General features: G+C 44.5%; 22 protein-coding genes and 1 tRNA gene. 19 read left to right on the forward strand and 4 right to left on the reverse strand.

Annotated elements, in window-relative coordinates:
* Positions 1-46: 46 nt before the first annotated feature.
* Complete coding sequence (locus J7E78_RS22770) at positions 47-1,408, reverse strand: GntT/GntP/DsdX family permease (protein WP_215078310.1); 1,362 nt, start codon at positions 1,406-1,408, stop codon at positions 47-49.
* 211 nt (positions 1,409-1,619) lie between these two features.
* Entirely contained in the window at positions 1,620-2,294 is a 675-nt protein-coding gene (locus J7E78_RS22775) for a GntR family transcriptional regulator (RefSeq protein ID WP_215078311.1), read from the reverse strand.
* 574 nt (positions 2,295-2,868) lie between these two features.
* Here J7E78_RS22775 and rpmH point away from each other — a divergent pair.
* From rpmH to J7E78_RS22835, 12 genes are all read left to right on the forward strand, one after another.
* The gene (rpmH, locus tag J7E78_RS22780) at positions 2,869-3,003 is read left to right on the forward strand and encodes a 50S ribosomal protein L34 (RefSeq protein WP_017691413.1); all 135 of its coding nucleotides are present in this window, start codon (positions 2,869-2,871) and stop codon (positions 3,001-3,003) included.
* A 313-nt stretch (positions 3,004-3,316) separates the two neighbouring features.
* Positions 3,317-3,667 carry a ribonuclease P protein component gene (rnpA, locus tag J7E78_RS22785; protein WP_036611981.1) on the forward strand — a complete coding sequence of 117 codons (351 nt, stop codon included), beginning with the start codon at positions 3,317-3,319 and terminating at the stop codon, positions 3,665-3,667.
* A 74-nt stretch (positions 3,668-3,741) separates the two neighbouring features.
* Positions 3,742-4,620 (forward strand): YidC/Oxa1 family membrane protein insertase, encoded by an 879-nt coding sequence (locus J7E78_RS22790; protein ID WP_062836519.1) that lies wholly within the window; start codon positions 3,742-3,744, stop codon positions 4,618-4,620.
* A complete protein-coding gene (gene jag, locus J7E78_RS22795) occupies positions 4,617-5,318 on the forward strand; it encodes an RNA-binding cell elongation regulator Jag/EloR (protein ID WP_124118700.1) in 702 nt (233 codons plus the stop codon). The genes J7E78_RS22790 and jag overlap by 4 nt, the downstream gene beginning before the upstream one ends.
* Positions 5,319-5,529: 211 nt before the next feature.
* Positions 5,530-6,906: a tRNA uridine-5-carboxymethylaminomethyl(34) synthesis GTPase MnmE gene (mnmE, locus tag J7E78_RS22800; protein ID WP_215078312.1), complete on the forward strand. Its 1,377-nt coding sequence runs from the start codon at positions 5,530-5,532 to the stop codon at positions 6,904-6,906.
* Positions 6,907-7,128: 222 nt separating this feature from the next.
* On the forward strand, positions 7,129-9,018 hold the full coding sequence (gene mnmG, locus J7E78_RS22805; protein WP_215078313.1) for a tRNA uridine-5-carboxymethylaminomethyl(34) synthesis enzyme MnmG: 1,890 nt from the start codon (positions 7,129-7,131) through the stop codon (positions 9,016-9,018).
* Positions 9,018-9,740, forward strand: coding sequence for a 16S rRNA (guanine(527)-N(7))-methyltransferase RsmG (gene rsmG, locus J7E78_RS22810; RefSeq protein ID WP_215078314.1), 723 nt, complete (start codon positions 9,018-9,020; stop codon positions 9,738-9,740). Before mnmG ends, rsmG begins: the two co-directional genes overlap by 1 nt.
* Positions 9,741-10,254: 514 nt before the next feature.
* Complete coding sequence (gene noc / locus J7E78_RS22815; protein ID WP_036611968.1) at positions 10,255-11,073, forward strand: nucleoid occlusion protein; 819 nt, start codon at positions 10,255-10,257, stop codon at positions 11,071-11,073.
* A 185-nt stretch (positions 11,074-11,258) separates the two neighbouring features.
* Positions 11,259-12,020, forward strand: coding sequence for a ParA family protein (locus tag J7E78_RS22820; RefSeq protein ID WP_024629525.1), 762 nt, complete (start codon positions 11,259-11,261; stop codon positions 12,018-12,020).
* On the forward strand, positions 12,013-12,858 hold the full coding sequence (locus J7E78_RS22825; RefSeq protein ID WP_215078315.1) for a ParB/RepB/Spo0J family partition protein: 846 nt from the start codon (positions 12,013-12,015) through the stop codon (positions 12,856-12,858). The genes J7E78_RS22820 and J7E78_RS22825 overlap by 8 nt, the downstream gene beginning before the upstream one ends.
* A gap of 161 nt (positions 12,859-13,019) precedes the next feature.
* Positions 13,020-14,174: an aminotransferase class V-fold PLP-dependent enzyme gene (locus J7E78_RS22830; protein WP_215078316.1), complete on the forward strand. Its 1,155-nt coding sequence runs from the start codon at positions 13,020-13,022 to the stop codon at positions 14,172-14,174.
* A 112-nt stretch (positions 14,175-14,286) separates the two neighbouring features.
* Positions 14,287-14,787, forward strand: coding sequence for a DUF4446 family protein (locus J7E78_RS22835; RefSeq protein ID WP_036671879.1), 501 nt, complete (start codon positions 14,287-14,289; stop codon positions 14,785-14,787).
* Here the strand turns inward: J7E78_RS22835 and yyaC are convergent.
* Positions 14,762-15,367, reverse strand: a complete 606-nt coding sequence (gene yyaC / locus J7E78_RS22840) for a spore protease YyaC (RefSeq protein ID WP_215078317.1) — start codon at positions 15,365-15,367, stop codon at positions 14,762-14,764. The two genes, J7E78_RS22835 and yyaC, sit on opposite strands and share 26 nt — an antisense overlap.
* 117 nt (positions 15,368-15,484) lie before the next feature.
* Between yyaC and J7E78_RS22845 the strand changes: the two genes are divergently transcribed.
* The 4 genes from J7E78_RS22845 (at position 15,485) to J7E78_RS22860 (ending at position 17,100) form a co-directional block, all read left to right on the forward strand.
* A complete protein-coding gene (locus J7E78_RS22845) occupies positions 15,485-15,748 on the forward strand; it encodes a putative Se/S carrier protein (protein ID WP_017691427.1) in 264 nt (87 codons plus the stop codon).
* A gap of 14 nt (positions 15,749-15,762) precedes the next feature.
* Positions 15,763-16,707 (forward strand): mechanosensitive ion channel family protein, encoded by a 945-nt coding sequence (locus tag J7E78_RS22850; RefSeq protein WP_215078318.1) that lies wholly within the window; start codon positions 15,763-15,765, stop codon positions 16,705-16,707.
* On the forward strand, positions 16,697-16,906 hold the full coding sequence (locus J7E78_RS22855) for a DUF951 domain-containing protein (protein WP_215078319.1): 210 nt from the start codon (positions 16,697-16,699) through the stop codon (positions 16,904-16,906). The genes J7E78_RS22850 and J7E78_RS22855 overlap by 11 nt, the downstream gene beginning before the upstream one ends.
* Positions 16,907-17,009: 103 nt before the next feature.
* A tRNA-Ser gene (locus J7E78_RS22860) sits at positions 17,010-17,100 on the forward strand.
* 449 nt (positions 17,101-17,549) lie between these two features.
* On the opposite strand, the gene J7E78_RS22865 is transcribed toward J7E78_RS22860, so the two are convergent.
* Positions 17,550-17,744, reverse strand: coding sequence for a YjzC family protein (locus J7E78_RS22865; RefSeq protein ID WP_036671877.1), 195 nt, complete (start codon positions 17,742-17,744; stop codon positions 17,550-17,552).
* A gap of 202 nt (positions 17,745-17,946) precedes the next feature.
* Between J7E78_RS22865 and rpsF the strand changes: the two genes are divergently transcribed.
* Genes rpsF through rpsR form a run of 3 tightly spaced genes read left to right on the forward strand, consistent with a single transcriptional unit; the run spans position 17,947 to position 19,103 of the window.
* Positions 17,947-18,240 carry a 30S ribosomal protein S6 gene (gene rpsF, locus J7E78_RS22870; RefSeq protein WP_036611944.1) on the forward strand — a complete coding sequence of 98 codons (294 nt, stop codon included), beginning with the start codon at positions 17,947-17,949 and terminating at the stop codon, positions 18,238-18,240.
* Between the two features lie 48 nt (positions 18,241-18,288).
* Positions 18,289-18,774 (forward strand): single-stranded DNA-binding protein, encoded by a 486-nt coding sequence (ssb, locus tag J7E78_RS22875; protein ID WP_017691432.1) that lies wholly within the window; start codon positions 18,289-18,291, stop codon positions 18,772-18,774.
* Positions 18,775-18,830: 56 nt separating this feature from the next.
* The gene (rpsR, locus tag J7E78_RS22880) at positions 18,831-19,103 is read left to right on the forward strand and encodes a 30S ribosomal protein S18 (protein WP_017691433.1); all 273 of its coding nucleotides are present in this window, start codon (positions 18,831-18,833) and stop codon (positions 19,101-19,103) included.
* Positions 19,104-19,379 lie beyond the last annotated feature (276 nt).

A 19,379-nucleotide genomic window follows, 5' to 3' on the forward strand; every position in this document is an offset into this window, starting at 1 on the left:
GAAAAGCGATGAGATTTTAATTTCTTTCTACATATAGCGAGTCCATTTATACCACTGTACTCAGGAGCAAAATAAAGATCAGTCCGACCACGGATAATAGTGTTTCCATAACGGTCCACGTTTTCAATGTCTGGGAAACGCTCATATTAAAGAATTCTTTGATCATCCAGAATCCTGCATCGTTCACATGGGACAAGATGAGTGACCCTGCACCTGTGGCGAGTACAACCAGCTCAATATTGGCACCTGGTGTGAGTGCAAGCACTGGAGCGACAATACCGGCGGCTGTTGTCATGGCTACGGTTGCTGAACCGGTAGCTACACGAATAAGCGCAGCGACAAGCCAGGCAAACAGGATCACGTTGATGTTGGCATGGGTAGCGACTTCAGCAATGGCGTTACCTACACCACTATTGATCAATACCTGTTTGAAGGCACCGCCTCCGCCAATAATGAGAATGATGGTCGCCGTAGGCGCCAGACATTCACTGGTGAAGCGAGAAATATCGTGCTTGGTGAATCCACGTGCAAAGCCGAGTGAAAAGAGGGCAAATACAACTGAAATGAGCAGAGCAATGATCTCATGACCGATAAATTCACTGAAAACGGTAAATCCGCTCGTGGCATTTGGGTCAATGATGCTTGCTATGGAACCAATCAGCATCAAAATAACCGGCAGCAATATGGTAAACAGGGTAATACCAAACCCAGGCATGTTGCTGTTTGTTTTTGTTGCGAATTGTTCAGCCAGTTCAGCTGGGGGTTCGGTGTGTATTCTTTTGCCAATAAATTTACCAAACAAAGGACCTGCAATAATCGCTGTAGGAATACCAACAATAAGGGAGTACAAAATGGTCTTACCCAGATCGGCGCTGAAGGCTTCAATCGCTATCATTGGCGCTGGATGGGGTGGAACCAAACCGTGTACAGTCGACAGACCCGCCAAAATGGGAATACCAATCTGCAGCAAAGACATGTTGGTTTTACGTGCAACGGTGAAAATGATGGGGATCATCAAAATAACCCCGACTTCGAAGAAAACAGGAATACCAACGATAAATCCAACAATCATCATGGCCCAGTGCACACGTTTCACACCGAACCGATCAACCAATGTAGTTGCAATGCGCTCGGCACCGCCAGATTCGGCCATCATCTTACCAAGCATCGTACCGAGAGCAATAACAATTGCGATGGTTCCAAGTGTGCCGCCAAGTCCCCCGGTAATGGAAGAGATCACATCGGCAGGTTTCATGCCTGTAAGCAAACCGAGCATTAATGCGGACAACAGCAGGGTGATAAAGGGATTCCATTTATATTTGGAAATCAAAACGATCAGAAAAACGATCGCAATTAACGTCCAAACCAATAATGTTGCGTTGTGGGATAGTCCAAAAAGAGTGCTCATGATGTTGTGTGCTCCTTTATTTGTGATATAGAACGCTTACAAGTGAAATCATCGTCAACCATTAAATTCGTGCAGGTAATACAGAAAGGGTAATGTTGAAATTGTTGCTTTATGATTACCGAATTTGAAACATAATTGTATTCTGTATACTTGTCGACAAGTAAAGCCGCAATCATTCACGACGGATATGATTGCAAACGCCCTGTACCAATCAGGAATCAAAGCTTTCATGCAGGGTTTTGCCAGAATCTTGGAAATACGTGCGGACTCCAGCCTGAATGAGCATTTTGTCACCGGATTCAAGTGCTTCAACGAGCAAACGGTGTTTCTCAATTACAGCGCTTACTTTCTGCTCGCCTTGAACAAATACTCTGCGCGTCGTGAGCAGCATAACGGTCATCACAACATATCGAATACTCTTCCATAGATGTGAAATACGGGAATGCTGAGCAGCTTCAATAATCGTTTCATGAAAAACGAGATCCTGATAGGCGAATTCGACGGCGTCCTGATGCCGTCCAGCGAGGTGCATTTTGTCGATCACGTTACGCAACTGTGTGATTAACGACTCTGGAACATCACCTGCGATTCGCTGCTGCACAAAACTTTCAATCAGGAAACGGACATCATACAATTCTTCGACATCCTTGATTCGTAGTCCAATGACAACGACCCCCATACGTTCAAGTCGAATAAGTCCTTCATTGGACAAAGTTCTTAACGCTTCACGGACAGGTGAACGACTGCTGTCAAAATCAGCCGCAATTCGATTTTCCGACAAAATCTCTCCAGGACGAAGGGTACCACTGATGATCCGCAGCCTTAATTCGCAGGCAATGGCTTCACCACGGGAAGCTCCTTGAAGCCAGGAAGAAGGAAATAACATATGGCTAACGCTCCTATTAATAAGTAATCAGTTCATTACTGATCATAGCATAACTATTTTGCGGACTGGACATTCAGTTCAATCCATCGTCTGTAGTATGCATGATAACGGCTAATATTTTTTCAAAGGACTACTTGTATACAAGATGTGATTTTTATCCTACACCTTTCTCAAAAGCTTGTAAACCTTATTGAAGCGGATACAACCTGTTTAGAATTCGACGATATTTATAGCCTACAATCATTATCCACATGTGAATAACTTTAAACTGGATGTAATGAAGGAAATAGCGGTATCGGAGGGTGTGGATAACTATAAATGCTGAAATATCGTGATCTGATCAGGATCTGGGGATAACTTTTGAAGCTCTCTTTGAGGCTTGGTAATGGTATTGAAGTGAACGGACTGTGGTCATTACTTTGGGTGGGATGAAGAGTGTATATAAAAGAGGGAGGAGCCTTGCGCCTTGCAGTTGACTTTTCCAGGTGATCATGGTTAAATATATAAAGGTGTTTTCTGTGAAGATGAAAGTGATTCATCACATAAGTATTTCCTTGTGAGGAGGTGCAATACATTGAGACCTACATTCAAACCGAACGTTAGCAAACGTAAAAAAGTTCATGGTTTCCGGAAAAGAATGAGCACGAGCAACGGCCGTAAAATTTTGGCCGCACGTCGCCTTAAAGGCCGTAAAAACCTGAGTGCTTAATGCATTGAAGACCACCGAGGTGGTCTTTTTTTTCTTAATTAGCTCAAATCAGACTGGATGCTGCTACAGATCAGGTCTGAATGGTCTGCGAAAAAGTGCTGAACACAAACGAAGTATGTTGAGTGAGTTTTCCATTTGTCGAAAACTTACCTTATATAATGATGAATGTTTATACGGTTCAAGTATCCGATCAACAATCATCCCAAATGAAGTTGTCGCCAAGACGGTTTACCGTCATTCAAGAAAGCCTATACTAAATCAGTAATGAGGCCTCCGTCAATAACATTGGTGGAGAACAGCAAGGAGAAGCGCCGTGTATAAAAGACTGCGTCTACGAAACCGGGCGGACTTTAGCCGCGTGTACCGGTATGGGAAATCGTTTGCCAATCATCAATTCGTGGTGTATGGCTGTCGCCGTAAAGATACGGAACAATTTCGGGTCGGCGTATCATGCAGCAAGAAAATCGGAAACGCTGTCGTACGCAACCGGATGAGACGCATGATCAAGGAAATTGTTCGTCATCATGAACATGAGATCGTCACGCAGATGGATCTGATTTTTATCGTCAGAAAAGGTGCACTGGACATGCCCTATAAGGAAATGGAAAAAAGCCTGCTACATGCGATGCGAAAGGGCTCTCTTTTGAAGTCGAGCAAGCGGTAAGCTTCGGTTTATTTGTCCTCCTAATTATGGTATGATTTACGGTGGAATGGAATGGTTAAGAGAGGGGTTATGAAGTGTCGCGATTGAAGACATCAAAGGGGAAGTGGATTCTCCTCATTGCAGTCATTGCAATGGTCACTGTACTCGCCGGATGTACTCCACAAGGAGCCGGGGTTACTACGGAAGATCTAAAGAATAGTGATTCTTTTTGGCAAGCCAATGTTGTGTACTGGTTCTCACTGGCGCTGGATACATTCGCCAACTGGTTCAAAGGTGAATATGGACTGGCCGTCCTCGTGATGGTGCTTATTGTACGGACATTGATTTTACCATTAACAATGAAACAAGTCCGTAGCTCCAAAGCTATGCAGGCGATTCAGCCGCAGCTGAAGGAGATTCAAGCCAAGTTTAAAGATACACCTGAGAAAGTTCAGCAAGAAACAATGAAGTTGTTTCAGGAGAACAAAGTTAATCCGATGGCGGGTTGTCTGCCACTTCTGATTCAGATGCCGATTTACATCGCACTTTATAACTCAATTTACGGAAACTCCAGTCTGAGAACACATGATTTCTTGTGGCTCCAGCTCGGGGAACCGGATCACCTGTTTATTTTGCCAGTGCTGGCTGCCATCACAACATTCATTCAAACATGGATGATGATGCGTATGAACCCTGCACAGCAAGTGGGACCGATGCAGTTCATGCTGTGGGTATACCCTATCTTGATCTTCGTGATGTCCTATCAGTTCCCGTCAGCACTTCCGCTGTATTGGTTCTACAGTAACATCTACACGATCGTGCAAAACTATTTCCTTTACCGGAATAATGATAAAATCGTGGCTGAGGTCAACGTGAAGCAGAATAGCTCTTCCAAAAATGGAGCTAAACGCAAAAACGGTGGCAAAGCAACCGTCTCTGGAAAAGGGTCGAAAGGGGCCAAAAAATCGAAATGACCAAAGTCATTACGTCAGGAAAAACCGTTGAAGATGCTGTAAACCAAGGATTGACCGAGCTTGGCGTAAGTCGGGACAAGGTCGAGATACAAGTGTTAGAGCAGCCGTCAAAAGGATTCCTGGGTTTGTTCGGGGTGAGGGCGGCCAAAGTTGAAGTGAAATTATTGCCTCTACCGGAAGTTGTTCCACAGCCGATCAAGCCAGCTGCATACAAACCTGAAGTAGATGCATTACTTGAGGATGTTGCAGCTAAAAATCCCTATGAAGAAGCGGCTGCTTTCTTGAAAGAGGTCGCAGCAGGTATGGGACTGGATGTTGAAGTGCATATCAAAAAACAGCGGGATGGACATATCTTCAATATTGCCGGCGAAGATCTGGGCATGATTATTGGCAGACGTGGACAGACGCTAGATGCGCTCCAGTATCTAACGAACATTGTAGCGAACCGATATTCGGAAAGCTTCGTTCGAATTGTGCTCGACGCGGAGAATTTCCGTCAACGTCGGCGGAAGACGCTGGAGGATCTGGCTGAACGATTGGCTGGACAAGCAATCCGTACTGGTAAGGAAGTTGTACTGGAACCAATGCCTCCGCTCGAACGAAAAGTCATCCATGCAAAACTGCAAAATCACCCGCAGATTAAGACATTAAGTAAGGGCGAGGAGCCTAATCGGCGTGTGGTTATTACGACGAAATAACACGAAATTGAAGACGCAATGGCTTCCTGCCCGGTGCAGAAGCCATTGCTTTTTTCGTACAGAAGCAATTTGATAAGGTGCGTAGAACAGGTAAAGAGTGGACTTAATACGATAAGCAACATGTCATATGTTATATCATTAATAGATTTGAAAATGGATATGGCGTCCCCTGAGGGGCGGCAATTTTAAAATAGAGCAAGGAGAGATAACCATGATCAGTGATACGATCACAGCGATATCAACGGCTGTCGGAGAGGCGGGTATCGCCGTGATCCGGGTCAGCGGCCCGGATGCAGTGTCGGAGACGGAAAAGATTTTTCGCAGCAAAACCCCTTTAACTCAGGCAGCATCTCACACGGTTCATTATGGTCATATCATAAATCCCGTTAATGGGGAAAAGATTGAGGAAGTATTGGTTACAGTTATGCGAGCACCTCGGTCGTTCACAACAGAAGATGTCGTGGAGATCAGTGCGCATGGCGGTGTAGTGTCTGTAAAACGGGTCATGGACCTGCTGTTACAGCTTGATATTCGTCTGGCTGAACCTGGTGAGTTCACGAAGCGTGCTTTCCTTAATGGGCGGATTGACTTGTCTCAGGCTGAAGGTGTCATGGATCTTATTCGTTCCAAATCGGACCGGGCCTTCTCGGTTGCGCTGAAACAAGTTGAAGGCAAACTGTCTTCCAAATTGCGTGATCTACGATATACATTGGTGGAAACATTGGCTCACATTGAAGTGAATATCGATTATCCCGAGCATGATGTGGAGTCGTTAACGTCTGATTTTATTAAGGAAAAGTCCAGTCAGGTTATGACTGAAATTGATAAATTGCTGACTACAGCAGAGCAAGGAAAGATCCTGCGAGAAGGTATCACGACGGCTATCGTTGGAAGACCTAACGTGGGTAAATCCTCATTAATGAACACACTCGCTCAAGATAATCGGGCTATCGTCACGGACATTCCAGGAACAACTCGTGATGTGATCGAGGAGTTCATTACGATCAATAATATCCCACTGAAGTTGCTGGATACGGCAGGAATCCGGGAAACAATGGACGTTGTAGAGAAGATCGGGGTAGAACGTTCTCGTTCTGCGGTAAGTGAAGCCGATCTGATCTTAATGGTTGTGAATGCTGCGGAGCCACTTCATCCCGATGAGATTGAATTATTGGAACAAATCCGCGGTAGACAATCGATAATCATTATGAATAAAATGGACTTAACGCCACAGGTAGAACGTGACGTGCTGCTTCGTTACATTCCGGAAGAACGGCTTGTTCCGATGTCGGTGAAAGATGATCTGGGTGTGGATCGATTGGAAGATGCCATCTCTACGCTATTCTTCAGTGGTAAATTGGAGTCCGCAGATCTGACCTATGTCAGTAATGTGCGTCATATTGCTTTGCTCAAAAAAGCGAAGCAGTCCCTGGTTGATGCCTATGAAGCAGCAGAGCAGTTCATTCCAATCGATATGATACAGATTGATGTTCGTTTGGCGTGGGAGCATTTGGGCGAGATTGTTGGAGATACAGCACATGATGCATTAATTGATCAGATTTTCTCCCAGTTCTGTCTAGGAAAGTAAAAAAAATATACTGCGGATTGACTTAAATCGTAGTGTATGATGGAAAGGTACAATTTCTGCCTGTTGTCAAAGGATGGAATGATGTTGTAGCCATTACGTGTTGGTTTCATATAGATAGGAATGCAAGTTCCGATGAACGGTTAGAAGTAGTTTCATTATTGTAGAACATGATCCGTCTGTGTGAGTTACACCAAATGCAGCGGAATAAGGAGGTAAACGGGAATGGCTTTTGATGGCGGCAGTTATGATGTAATCGTCGTTGGTGCAGGACATGCTGGTGTGGAATCCGCGCTGGCCGCAGCTCGTATGGGGTCCAAAACACTAATGATTACGATCAATCTGGACATGGTGGCCTTTATGCCTTGTAACCCATCTATTGGGGGACCGGCTAAAGGACATGTTGTGCGCGAGATTGATGCACTTGGTGGAGAAATGGGACGGAATATCGATAAAACCTTTATTCAGATGCGGATGCTTAACACCGGTAAAGGGCCTGCTGTTCATGCGCTTCGTGCTCAGGCAGATAAATTCTCCTACCAGCATAAAATGAAGGAAACGATGGAGAATGAACGTAATCTGACGATGCGTCAAGGTATGGTTGATCGACTGATCGTTGAAGACGGAAAATGTGTAGGCGTTGTGACTCAGACCGGAACAGAGTATCGGGCTAAAGCAGTCGTTCTAACGACAGGCACATACTTGCGCGGCAAAGTAATCATGGGTGAGTTGATGTATGAGAGTGGACCGAACAATCAACAACCCTCTCTTAAATTGTCAGAGAATCTGCGTGATCTGGGCTTTGATCTGGTTCGTTTCAAAACAGGTACACCACCACGTGTGCATAAGGATACGATTGATTTTAGCAAAACCGAAATTCAGCCTGGAGATGACAAGCCGAAGTTCTTTTCCTATGAAACAGAATCTTCCGATAATGAGCAGCTGCCTTGCTGGTTGACGTATACCTCTGTGGAAACACATCGGATTATTAATGATAATCTGCATCGTGCCCCGATGTTCTCAGGTCTTATTGAAGGAACCGGACCACGCTATTGCCCTTCCATTGAAGATAAAATTGTTCGTTTCAGCGACAAGCCGAAACATCAGATATTCCTTGAGCCGGAGGGCAAGAACACATCCGAGTATTACGTACAGGGATTGTCTACGAGTATGCCAGAAGACGTTCAACTGGCTATGCTGCGTTCAATTCCAGGTATGGAAAAAGTGGAAATGATGCGTAATGGTTATGCGATCGAATATGATGCGATGGTGCCTACACAATTGTGGCCTTCACTGGAAACTAAACGTCTACCAGGTCTGTTTACGGCGGGTCAGATTAATGGTACCTCTGGTTATGAAGAAGCAGCAGGACAAGGTGTTATGGCTGGAATTAACGCTGCACTCAAAGTACAGGGGAAAGAGCCGGTAATACTGGATCGTTCCCAAGGTTATATTGGTGTGCTGATTGATGATCTGGTAACAAAGGGTACAAATGAACCGTATCGTCTGTTGACTTCACGCGCTGAATATCGTCTGTTGCTTCGCCATGATAATGCAGATATGCGTTTGACGGAAATCGGACATGACATTGGCCTGATCCCTGAAGAGCGTTATGCGAAATTCCTGGATAAAAAGGCGAAAGTCGAGCAGGAAGTTGCACGTCTGAAAGTGGCTAAAGCTCGTCCGGTTGAAGTGAATGCCAAGCTGGAAGAGTACGGATCTACACCTATTCAGGATGGCAGTACGTTGCTTACCTTGCTGCGTCGTCCAGAGCTGGGGTATGAACTGATTGAACAGCTCTCACCATCTGAGGTAGAACTGACAGCAGATATGAAAGAACAAGTGGAAATACAAATTAAATATGCGGGTTATATTGAGAAACAATTGATCCACGTGGAACGTTTGCAAAAGATGGAGAAAAAGAAAATTCCGGACACCATCGTATATGATGAGATTCATGGTCTTGCTATGGAAGCTAAACAGAAGCTCGCTACGATTCGTCCAATCTCGATTGGTCAGGCTTCTCGTATTGCTGGAGTTACTCCTGCCGACATCTCCATTCTGCTGGTCTACCTGGAGCATTATAACCGTGTAACCGCAGCAAGGGGACAATAATGGACGATATTCAACAGCAACTGCAGCGGCGCTTAAAGAAACATGGATTAGAGCTGGGCGAACTCCAGTTGGAGCAATTTGAACTGTATTATCAGGAACTGGTATCCTGGAATGAAAAGATGAATCTGACCGGTATCACGGATCGGGAGCAAGTGTATACCAAGCATTTCTATGATTCGGTATCGCTGGCTTTTTATACAGACATGACCAAAGTGAATAAGCTTGCTGACATTGGATCTGGAGCGGGTTTTCCTGGATTGCCACTGAAAATCTGTTTCCCGCACATAAAGCTGACGATCATTGATTCATTAAATAAACGGATTGGTTTCCTACAGCATGTAGTAGATATCCTTGGCCTGACAGACGTGGAGTTGGTCCATGGACGTGCTGAAGAGATTGGACGCAAAGAAGGGTATCGTGACAGCTACGATCTCGTTACGGCGCGTGCAGTAGCCAAGCTGGCTGTGTTGAATGAATTTTGTCTTCCTTTTGTTCGTAAAAGTGGGATGTTCGCTGCCATGAAGGGTGGAGATCCGCGTGAAGAAATGAAGGAGGCAGAGTTCAGCTTCAATCAGCTGAAAGGACGGGTTAAGGCCGTTCATCCATTCCAGCTGCCAGTTGAAGAATCAGAGCGTCACATTATTCTGATTCAGAAATTTGATAAGACACCATATAAGTATCCACGCAAACCAGGTACTCCAATGAAGACCCCGTTGATATAGTTGCGTGATGGTTTTAAAATCAGTTAAAACAAAATAGAATTTTAGACATAGATAAAGAGAATGTTTCACGTGAAACATTCTCTTTTTTTGTTTTCAGAAATGGAGGACTGGATCAACATTCCAGATACTCCGTATTACATATCTCTTAAAGAACCTGTAATGATGAATTTCACGCACAGTAGCATATGAAAAATTTCATTAATTGAATGTGTGCAAGTCGTCATATTTCCAATATTCACAAAGAAAAAGCAGGAAAATTAGCAGAGTTTAAAGAATAGGTAAGCATAGGATTATGATAGAAAAGATGATAGAATAGAAGTATCCGATCCTGGGTCACAGCGATCATAGATTATATGTATAGATAGATGGATATGCGTTCAATGTTGCATGACAGGAAGCGTTATGAAAGGCAAAACTTATTCCAAGAACGATGCATGTGAAGGGTCGCTTATTGAATAAGAAGCACCTGCAAAGACTGTGGGAGCTATTACGAAACTAGGTGGTAATCTGCGGAATGAAAGAACAATTTTCGAAGTTGTTTGGTTTGGCGGAGCGCAATAACGGAGATGAGATTAAACAGATTCCGGTTAATGAAATTGTGAGCAGCCCATATCAACCCCGTACTATTTTTGATGATGATAAAATTGATGAGTTGTTGCAGACGATCAAAACACATGGTGTAATTCAGCCTATCGTCGTTCGCGTGCGAAATGGATCATATGAGATTATTGCCGGGGAACGTCGCTGGCGTGCAGTTCGAAAACTGGGTTTGGATACGATTCCGGCTATTGTACGTGAATTCAACGATTCTCAGGCCGCATCCATTGCACTGATTGAGAACTTGCAGCGTGAAGGATTGACTTCGATTGAGGAAGCTGTCGCTTATCAGAAGCTGATCGACTTGCATCAATTGACACAGGAAAGTCTGGCACAACGACTCGGCAAAAGCCAGTCAACCATCGCGAACAAAATTCGGTTATTACAGCTTCCGGACGGCATTAAGGCTGCATTGATGGAACGCAAAATTTCTGAACGGCATGCAAGAGCATTACTTTCTCTCGATACGGAAGAACTGCAGATGAAGTTGCTCGGTGAGATTATTGAAAAAGAATTAAATGTGAAACAGACAGAGGCACGTGTTGCCTTCTACAAGGAATCTTCCAAGATCAAAAAATCTAGACGTGTTTCCTTTACCAAGGACGTAAGACTTGCACTTAATACGATTCGCCAATCCATTGATATGGTAACTGGCTCAGGTCTGGACATCAAAACAAAAGAAGCAGACCATGAGGATCATTATGAGATCGTTATCCATATTCCAAAACGCAAATAATTGAAGCTTATGGCGGCAATGGGCCGCTTTTTATGTCTATAAAGCAAGTTGGGTCTGAAATTTTCAAAGAACGGTATACTGATGGAACGGTAGTTGTTGTTTGTGTGGACGATAGCCGCCTGCTTTTTGTTAACAATCTCTCACAACCTACAGAAAAGACTCCTATTTTATTTGAGGTGAAGTAATTGTCTAAGATTATGGCCGTAGCAAATCAAAAGGGCGGTGTGGGGAAAACGACGACATCTGTTAACTTGGGTGCAGGACTGGCTTCACTCGGGAAAAGAGTATTGCTTGTCGATATTGACCCTCAGGGGAATACAACCAGCGGAGTCGGAATCAATAAAGCAGATGTGGCTAATTGTATATATGATGTCATTATTAATGAGGTTCCTCCGCAAGAAGCGATTGTGGAGACTCAGATTGAAGGCCTTCATATCATACCTGCAACGATTCAGCTTGCCGGAGCCGAGATCGAATTGGTGTCCACGATATCACGGGAAGTTCGCCTGAAAAAATCACTCGCCATGGTGAAAAAAAACTATGATTACATACTGATCGATTGTCCACCATCCCTTGGTATGTTAACGATCAATTCGTTGACTGCTTCCGATTCGGTGATCATTCCGATTCAGTGTGAGTATTATGCACTTGAAGGATTAAGTCAGTTGCTCAATACGGTTCGTCTGGTACAGAAACATCTGAATACATCTCTGCAGATTGAAGGGGTATTGCTGACGATGTTTGATGCACGGACCAATCTGGGGATTCAGGTTATTGAAGAAGTGAAAAAGTATTTTCAACAAAAAGTATATCAAACGATTATTCCGCGTAATGTACGGCTTAGTGAAGCACCATCTCATGGTCAATCCATTATCACGTATGACCCTCGTTCAAGAGGGGCGGAAGTGTATTTAGAGCTCGCAAAGGAAGTGATTTCTTATGAGTAAGCGGCTTGGAAAAGGTCTTGATGCCCTCATTCCTTCGCTTTCAATTAATGACGATGATAAAGTCGTAGAAATCCCGATTAGTCAACTGCGGGCTAACCCCTATCAACCACGTAAAGTATTTGATGAGGGCGCAATACATGAACTGGCTGAGTCCATTCGTCAGCATGGTGTCATACAACCCATTATTGTTCGTCCTGTATTACGAGGTTATGAGATTATTGCTGGAGAACGACGGTTCAGAGCTTCGCAATATTGTGGTAATGCAACGGTACCGGCTGTAGTCCGCAACTTCAGTGATCAGCAGGTAATGGAGATTGCGTTGATTGAGAATCTGCAACGGGAGAATCTGAACGCCATGGAAGTTGCAGTTGCTTATCAGGGGTTAATGGATCAATTCGCGTTGACTCAGGAAGAGTTGTCTGTAAAAGTAGGTAAATCACGTTCTCACATTGCTAACTTCCTGCGTCTGTTATCATTGCCCGAAGAAGTAAAGGACCATGTTTCACGTGGAACATTATCTATGGGACATGCACGTGCGATCGTGGGTGTGAAAGACGAGGTTGTGGTGAAGCAACTTGCCAAACAAACCATTGATCAGCAATGGAGTGTACGTGAGTTGGAGGAAGCTGTTCAACAATTGGATCGTTCCAAAACAGGTGAGTCTAAAGCCAAATCGAAGTTGAAAAAGAAAGATCCATTCATTGATACATTGGAAGAATCTCTTCGTGAACGTTTCAAAACAACAGTGAAAATCAAGCACAATAAAGATAAAGGTAAAATTGAGCTCAACTACTACAGTCAACAGGATCTGGAACGGCTATTGGAATTGTTACAATAACAGTCGGGTCTATGATTCATTAACAACATGCGGGGCTTACTCATGTCATGACATATCGCCTCTGTACCATGGAGAAACGATATGTCATTCTTTGTTTATAGGGTTATATTTGCAATATGTGCAGGCGAACTATTAATTTATGGGACAGAGGTGGTTGTGAGGTGGAGGGAGTTATCTATCTAGATCATGCAGCAACATCTTGGCCCAAACCACCTGCTGTCGGTGATGCGATGTTGAGTGCATTGGAGATTGCCGGAGCCAATCCTGGCAGAGGAAGTCACCGGATGGCAGTTCAGGCAAGTCGTGTATTGTTCGAGGCGAGAAAATCCATATCCAATATTTTTGGAATCAAAAATGCGAATGATATTGCATTCGGATCAAATACGACAGAAGCGCTAAATCTAGCTATTCAAGGCTTGCTCAGAGAGGGCGACCATGTGATTGCCACCATGGCTGAACATAACTCAGTCAGACGACCACTGGAGTACATGCGAAAACTCCGAAATGTAGAGATTGATTATGTACCTGTTAATGCTGCGGGAGCCATTGATCTGATGCAAATGGAACGTATGTTTCGTTCGAATACCAGATTGGTGGTATGTACACATAGTTCCAATCTGCTTGGCAGTATTCTTCCTATTGGAGAAGTTTCGCTCCTGTGTCGTAAACATCAGGCGATCTTATTGGTAGATGCAGCGCAGAGTGCTGGGGTTATGCCTGTGAATGTACAACAATTGGGCATAGATATGTTGGCTTTTCCAGGGCATAAGGGACTGCTTGGTCCTCAAGGTACAGGGGGCTTGTACATTGCTCCAGAGCTCGATATAGAGCCTTTACTTCATGGAGGAACAGGAAGTCAGTCAGAGGCTTTGGAGCAGCCAAAGGTCCGTCCTGATCGCTATGAAGCGGGGACGCCGAATACAGTCGGGATCGCAGGGCTGACTGCGGGTGTAAAACATGTACTTGAGATGACACCAGCGTTTATCTACCAACATGAGTGGGAACTGACCCAACATATGATGGATGGGCTGTCATCCGTTAAGGGTATACGAATGCTTGGTCCAGAGATTGGACAGCCGCGCACCGGATTAGTATCTTTTACTGTGGATGGATATGATTCGGCACAACTCGCCTTCCGATTAGATCGGAATTATGGGATTGCGGTTCGCTCCGGTTTTCATTGCACACCGCTTGCACACGAATCTGCTGGTACAACTGCTACCGGAGCAGTAAGGGCCAGTGTGGGATACAATTCAACTAGAGAACATGTCGAAGCACTCGTTAAGGCAGTGTTGGAATTGACTGGGGCAGACTAGATTAGAGTTGAAATGATGAACTCATTGGATACAGGGTTGATTTATAATGAATGATAATATTACAGGACAGACGTTAATCTGATCAAAAATATAGAGGGGTAGTTGCAATTACATGGCTGAATTAAACGAGCTGATTCTGGAACAGCTGTTATGGATTATTGGCGGAATGGCATTACTTACGGTGATCTTGCTGATTGTGAGTATTGTTCAAGGGGCAAAGTTACGAAAGTTTAAACGTAAATATGAAGCCATGATGGCTGGCAGTGGAGTAGAGGACCTGGAATCGTTGCTGATTAATCTGAAAATTCAGATGGACAGCATTGAGGATGAACACAAACTGCAAACGAATCAGCTGCAAGTTGTCATGCAAAAGCTGACCCGCATTCAAGGTAAAGTTGGCGTGAAAAGGTACAATGCTTATGGAGAGCGTGGCAGTGATCTGAGCTTCTCAATGGCCATGATTAATGATAGCCAGGATGGCATGATCCTTACGGGGATATATAACCGTGACGGTTCATACGTATATGCGAAACCTCTTAAAGGGGGAGAGTCCACGTATACTCTGTCCCCGGAGGAAAAGGAAGCTATTACTCTGGCACAGCAAGCAGAGTAGAACGTGTATGCCATTCCCGAATGGCCGAGTACAGACTGCTGGATATAATCTCGGACATGCGCATAACAAGACTGAGCCGTGTGTTCTGTAGAACAAAGTATTCCATAAAGCCGCCGACGTTAACGATACCTGTCAGATGGATATCGCCGACCGGCGGTAATTCTTTATTTACCCCCGCACCCGGCTTGAGTGGACCATTCACAACTTGAATGCATCCCACACTGGATGATTGTCCGAGACAGGCGTCAATGCCAATCACATAAGGGTTATGGTGTGTTTTCTGTATGTTGTGGAGTGTATCTTGCAGGTTCATCGCATGGACTGGTTCATCCAAGGTACCATATAGATTGAATAAAGGGCTGTCCCACTTGGAAAGGGCTGATCCGACCAGAGGACCAAGACAGTCGCCTGTTGAGCGATCTGTGCCGATGCAGACAATCACTACATTTTGCAGAGAGTGGGCTTTATAGAGATGGAACATTAAACGATGGGTAATGGCCGAGTGAATACCTGGATCGGTATGGGGAATTTTCAAACTGGTCATGTCTTGTGATGAAAAGGAACGCGAAGTAGGATTCATAGGATCTATCCTTTCCCTTGGAATAGTAGTAACAGTATATGGAAAGGTAGAGCGTTTTATACTTCACGAGGACAAGCTTTTTCTCTAGGGTTAGACGTATGGTGAAAGGAGCCGGATATGGACGAATGGATTAACGATTGGATGCTGATTGCATTTGATTCAACCCAGCAGGCACTGCGTGCTGAAATGCTGCTGGAGTTTGCCGAGATAGAGATTGATTTGTTCCCTACGCCAAAAGAAATTACAGCAGGGTGTGCGCTATGTATCCAGTTTCCAAAAGAGGATCTGGAGCGAGTACAGAAGATCATTCGTAACGAGTTCGTAGAGATCCGAGGCCTCTATTTCAAAACTGAAGACAGCTATGATAACATACCGATGTAGAGGAGGCATGATGGATGTTGCCATTTCAGTTTGCTCAAGGGTACAACAGTGGCGGTGGTGCGGTAGCGGCTGTTGGTGAAGCCCTTCGTTGGACGGATAAATTCTGGAACAGAATTGCAGATCCCGATATGTGGCTTAACATTATGTTCAGCTCAATCCGGATCATCATTATTTTTATCATCACCCGTATTGTTATTAAGGTGGTATATCGAATTATAGATCGTTCCATGGGACGCAAGCAGGAAGGCAAGATTCGCGTGAATCCGCGCAGATTCGTAACCGTAGGGGAACTGTTGAAAAATGCGACCTCCATAACATGTAATTTTATTATGATTCTGCTACTGTTATCTGAGATTAATATCCAAGTTGGACCGCTACTCGCGAGTGCCGGTGTGCTCGGGCTTGCCATTGGTTTTGGTGCACAGGGTCTGGTCAAGGATGTTATTACGGGTTTCTTCATTATATTAGAGGACCAGTTCGCTGTGGGTGATGTTATTCAGACGGGAACCTACAAGGGAACGGTTGAGGTGATTGGTCTTAGAACTACCAAATTGGTCAGCTGGCAGGGTGAGGTGCACATTATCCCAAACGGGGCGATTGCAAGTGTAACGAACTACTCCATGTCGAATTCGCTGGCTGTAGTGGATATTCCGATGAAGGCGGACTTAAGTCTTGATGAGTCAGTACATCTGGTGAAGAAGTCTTTGGTTGGGATCGAGGAACGTGATCTGAATATTGTGAAGGTGCCTGATGTGCTCGGTATACAGTCGATGTCTACGTCTGAGTATGTGGTACGAATTGTGGCTGAATGTATGCCTAATTCTCGTGCTTCTGTGGAACGTCAAATACAGGGTGATGTGAAAAAAACACTGGAGTATCGTGAGATGAACAATCAAGCAGCATTGGAACAGGCAGCAGCTTTGGAGAAAGATGAGGGGGATGGCACAGGTGGAGCGTAAAAGTTTCCAGCTTGGGGATTTCGTGCAGATGAAGAAGCAGCATCCCTGTGGCAGCAATGAGATGGAGATCATTCGAATGGGTATGGATATTCGGATCAAGTGTGTGGGGTGTAAACATAGCGTGTTGATCCCAAGAGCAAAATTCGAGAAAAACATGAAGAAGGTACTGCGTTCAGCCGAAGATTCCACTGAATCCTGAGCTTGCAATACTTCGGTATGCAGTACGCGTAATAACGTTTACATGCAGGCTCCGTAGGAGTGTTGCGTTCTGTAAATGATCATGCTATAATCAATATTGCTGCGGAAAGGTACCCAAGAGGCCCAAGGGGGCTGACTCGAAATCAGTTAGGCGTGTCACAGCGTGCGTGGGTTCGAATCCCACCCTTTCCGCCACTTCAATTGTAACTTACTCAATACACATTGAGTTTAATAAAAAGATTGATAAGAAGACTTTCCACAAGGAAAGTCTTTTTTTGTATAACGTTTTATTGATTATGAATTGACACCTATTGAACACGTATCCATATAAGATGCATCATTAATGACTAAAACGAAAAATAAAGAGCCCCAAAGGGCTCTTTATCCGGCGGTGCATTTGTTTGTTAGGAAACAATCGGTCGTAACAATCAGAAACTTGGTGTACTGCACGTAGCAATACGCGTGCTTCAGACGAAGAGCCTTACAACACATAACCACTTGCTTCTTAGATTACGTGATGAATCTCCAACAGCGAATGATCGGCTTCGTTGTCCAACGGAACCACACCTCTCTCGTGCACCGCCTAATTGTATTATGTGCTTTATTCCGTTTTATATACATGGATCGTCAAAAAAGTATTGCGATTAATGTACGCGAGCTTTGGTCAGCTTCTTCCACTTGCGATTATGATTGCTTGTTTCGGGAAAAGCTTCACCTTTTTGCAGCGTTACCCGCTTTGGGTTCTGAATTTCGGTGACAAAGCTTTTTTCCCCAACTTCCGTGTACTCTCCATCGTTTGGTGCTTTGTCTCCTGGTTCAAACTCGGTTTTTTCACCCATGATAAAACCTCCTCTGCAGATTATGTTACATTGTTGCTTCTGTAGTGTGCTCCATAGCCGGGCTGATCATGTGCCAATGTGTACAGGGAACGTTTGCTTGCACTTTGACTCCGTATTTGTTATATTAATATAGTTCGAGTTTGTGCTCGTTCCTTGCTCTCAACTTAGATTGAGGGCCAGAGTCCATAAGGAGGTGAAAATTATGCGCAAATATGAAGTGATGTACATTATTCGTCCTGACATTGAGCAAGAAGTTGTTCAAGCTACAGTCGATAAATTCCAAGGCATCATCTCCAACGGCGGTGGTGAAGTTACAGCTCACGACGTTATGGGTAAACGCCGTCTTGCGTATGAGATCAAGAAATTCCGTGATGGTTTTTATGTTCTGGTACATTTTACTGCTGAACCAGCAGTTGTAACTGAACTTGAGCGTCTCATGAAGATTTCTGACGAAGTAATTCGTTATCTCATTACCAACGACGTTAAGTCTGCTTAAGACTACTCGTGATTAACGCACCAATACGCTCTGAAGGAGGGGATTACATTGTTGAACCGTGTCATTCTGATCGGCCGGTTAACCCGGGATCCTGAGTTGCGTTACACTCCAGCAGGAGTAGCAGTTACGCAATTTACTTTGGCAGTGGACAGACCGTTTACAAGCCAAGGGGGAGAAAAGGAAGCCGATTTCATTCCGGTCGTAACCTGGAGACAGCTTGCCGAGACCTGTGCGAACTACTTGCGCAAAGGACGCCTGGCTGCAGTCGAAGGACGCATTCAAGTACGGAACTACGAGAATAACGAAGGAAAACGTGTATACGTGACCGAAGTTATTGCCGATAATGTTCGTTTCTTGGAGTCAGCTAACCGTGATAATAGCGGTGGCGGCGGTGGGCAACCAATGCGTGAAGAGCCTTCTTATGGAGGCGGCGGACGCGCGAACAATAACAATAATTCGCGTAGCAACAATCAGGATCCTTTTTCCGATGACGGAAAACCGATTGATATATCGGATGATGATTTGCCATTTTAACATGAGCTGATACTCTTAGGAGATATGGGTTACATGATAGGAAAGGACTGAAAAGCATGGGCTTCAAGCAAAGAGAAGGCGGAGACAACGATAAAAGACCGGCACGTCGTGGCGGCCGTAATAAACGTCGTAAAGTGTGCTTCTTCACAGCTAACAAAATTACTCACATCGATTATAAAGATACGGACTTGCTTCGTAAATTTATCAGCGAACGTGGAAAAATTTTGCCACGCCGTGTAACAGGTACTAGCGCTAAATATCAACGCATGCTGACGATTGCAATCAAACGCTCCCGTCAAATCGCATTATTGCCATACACAACTGAGTAGTTTTTACTCAGCTTGCATACGAAGCAGTCGGCTTATAGCCGGCTGTTTTTTTGTATATATCAATAGGAGTAATAGAAATAACAGATCCACTCTAACAAATGGAAGAATTCAATACTATCACGCGTGTTGAATAACCAATAAAAGGTAGAAAAAGAACCGCAACCTCGGTAAAATGTTTGTACCCCTACAAACTCCGAAAGGTGGCGGTTCCATGAAAAATTCTACCCGATTTCTCTCGTTTCTTCAATCCTTTCTCTCACCCGAAAAAGTAGCACA

Origin of the sequence: Paenibacillus polymyxa (assembly GCF_018614975.1) — a bacterium.
Lineage (GTDB): Bacteria > Bacillota > Bacilli > Paenibacillales > Paenibacillaceae > Paenibacillus > Paenibacillus polymyxa_E.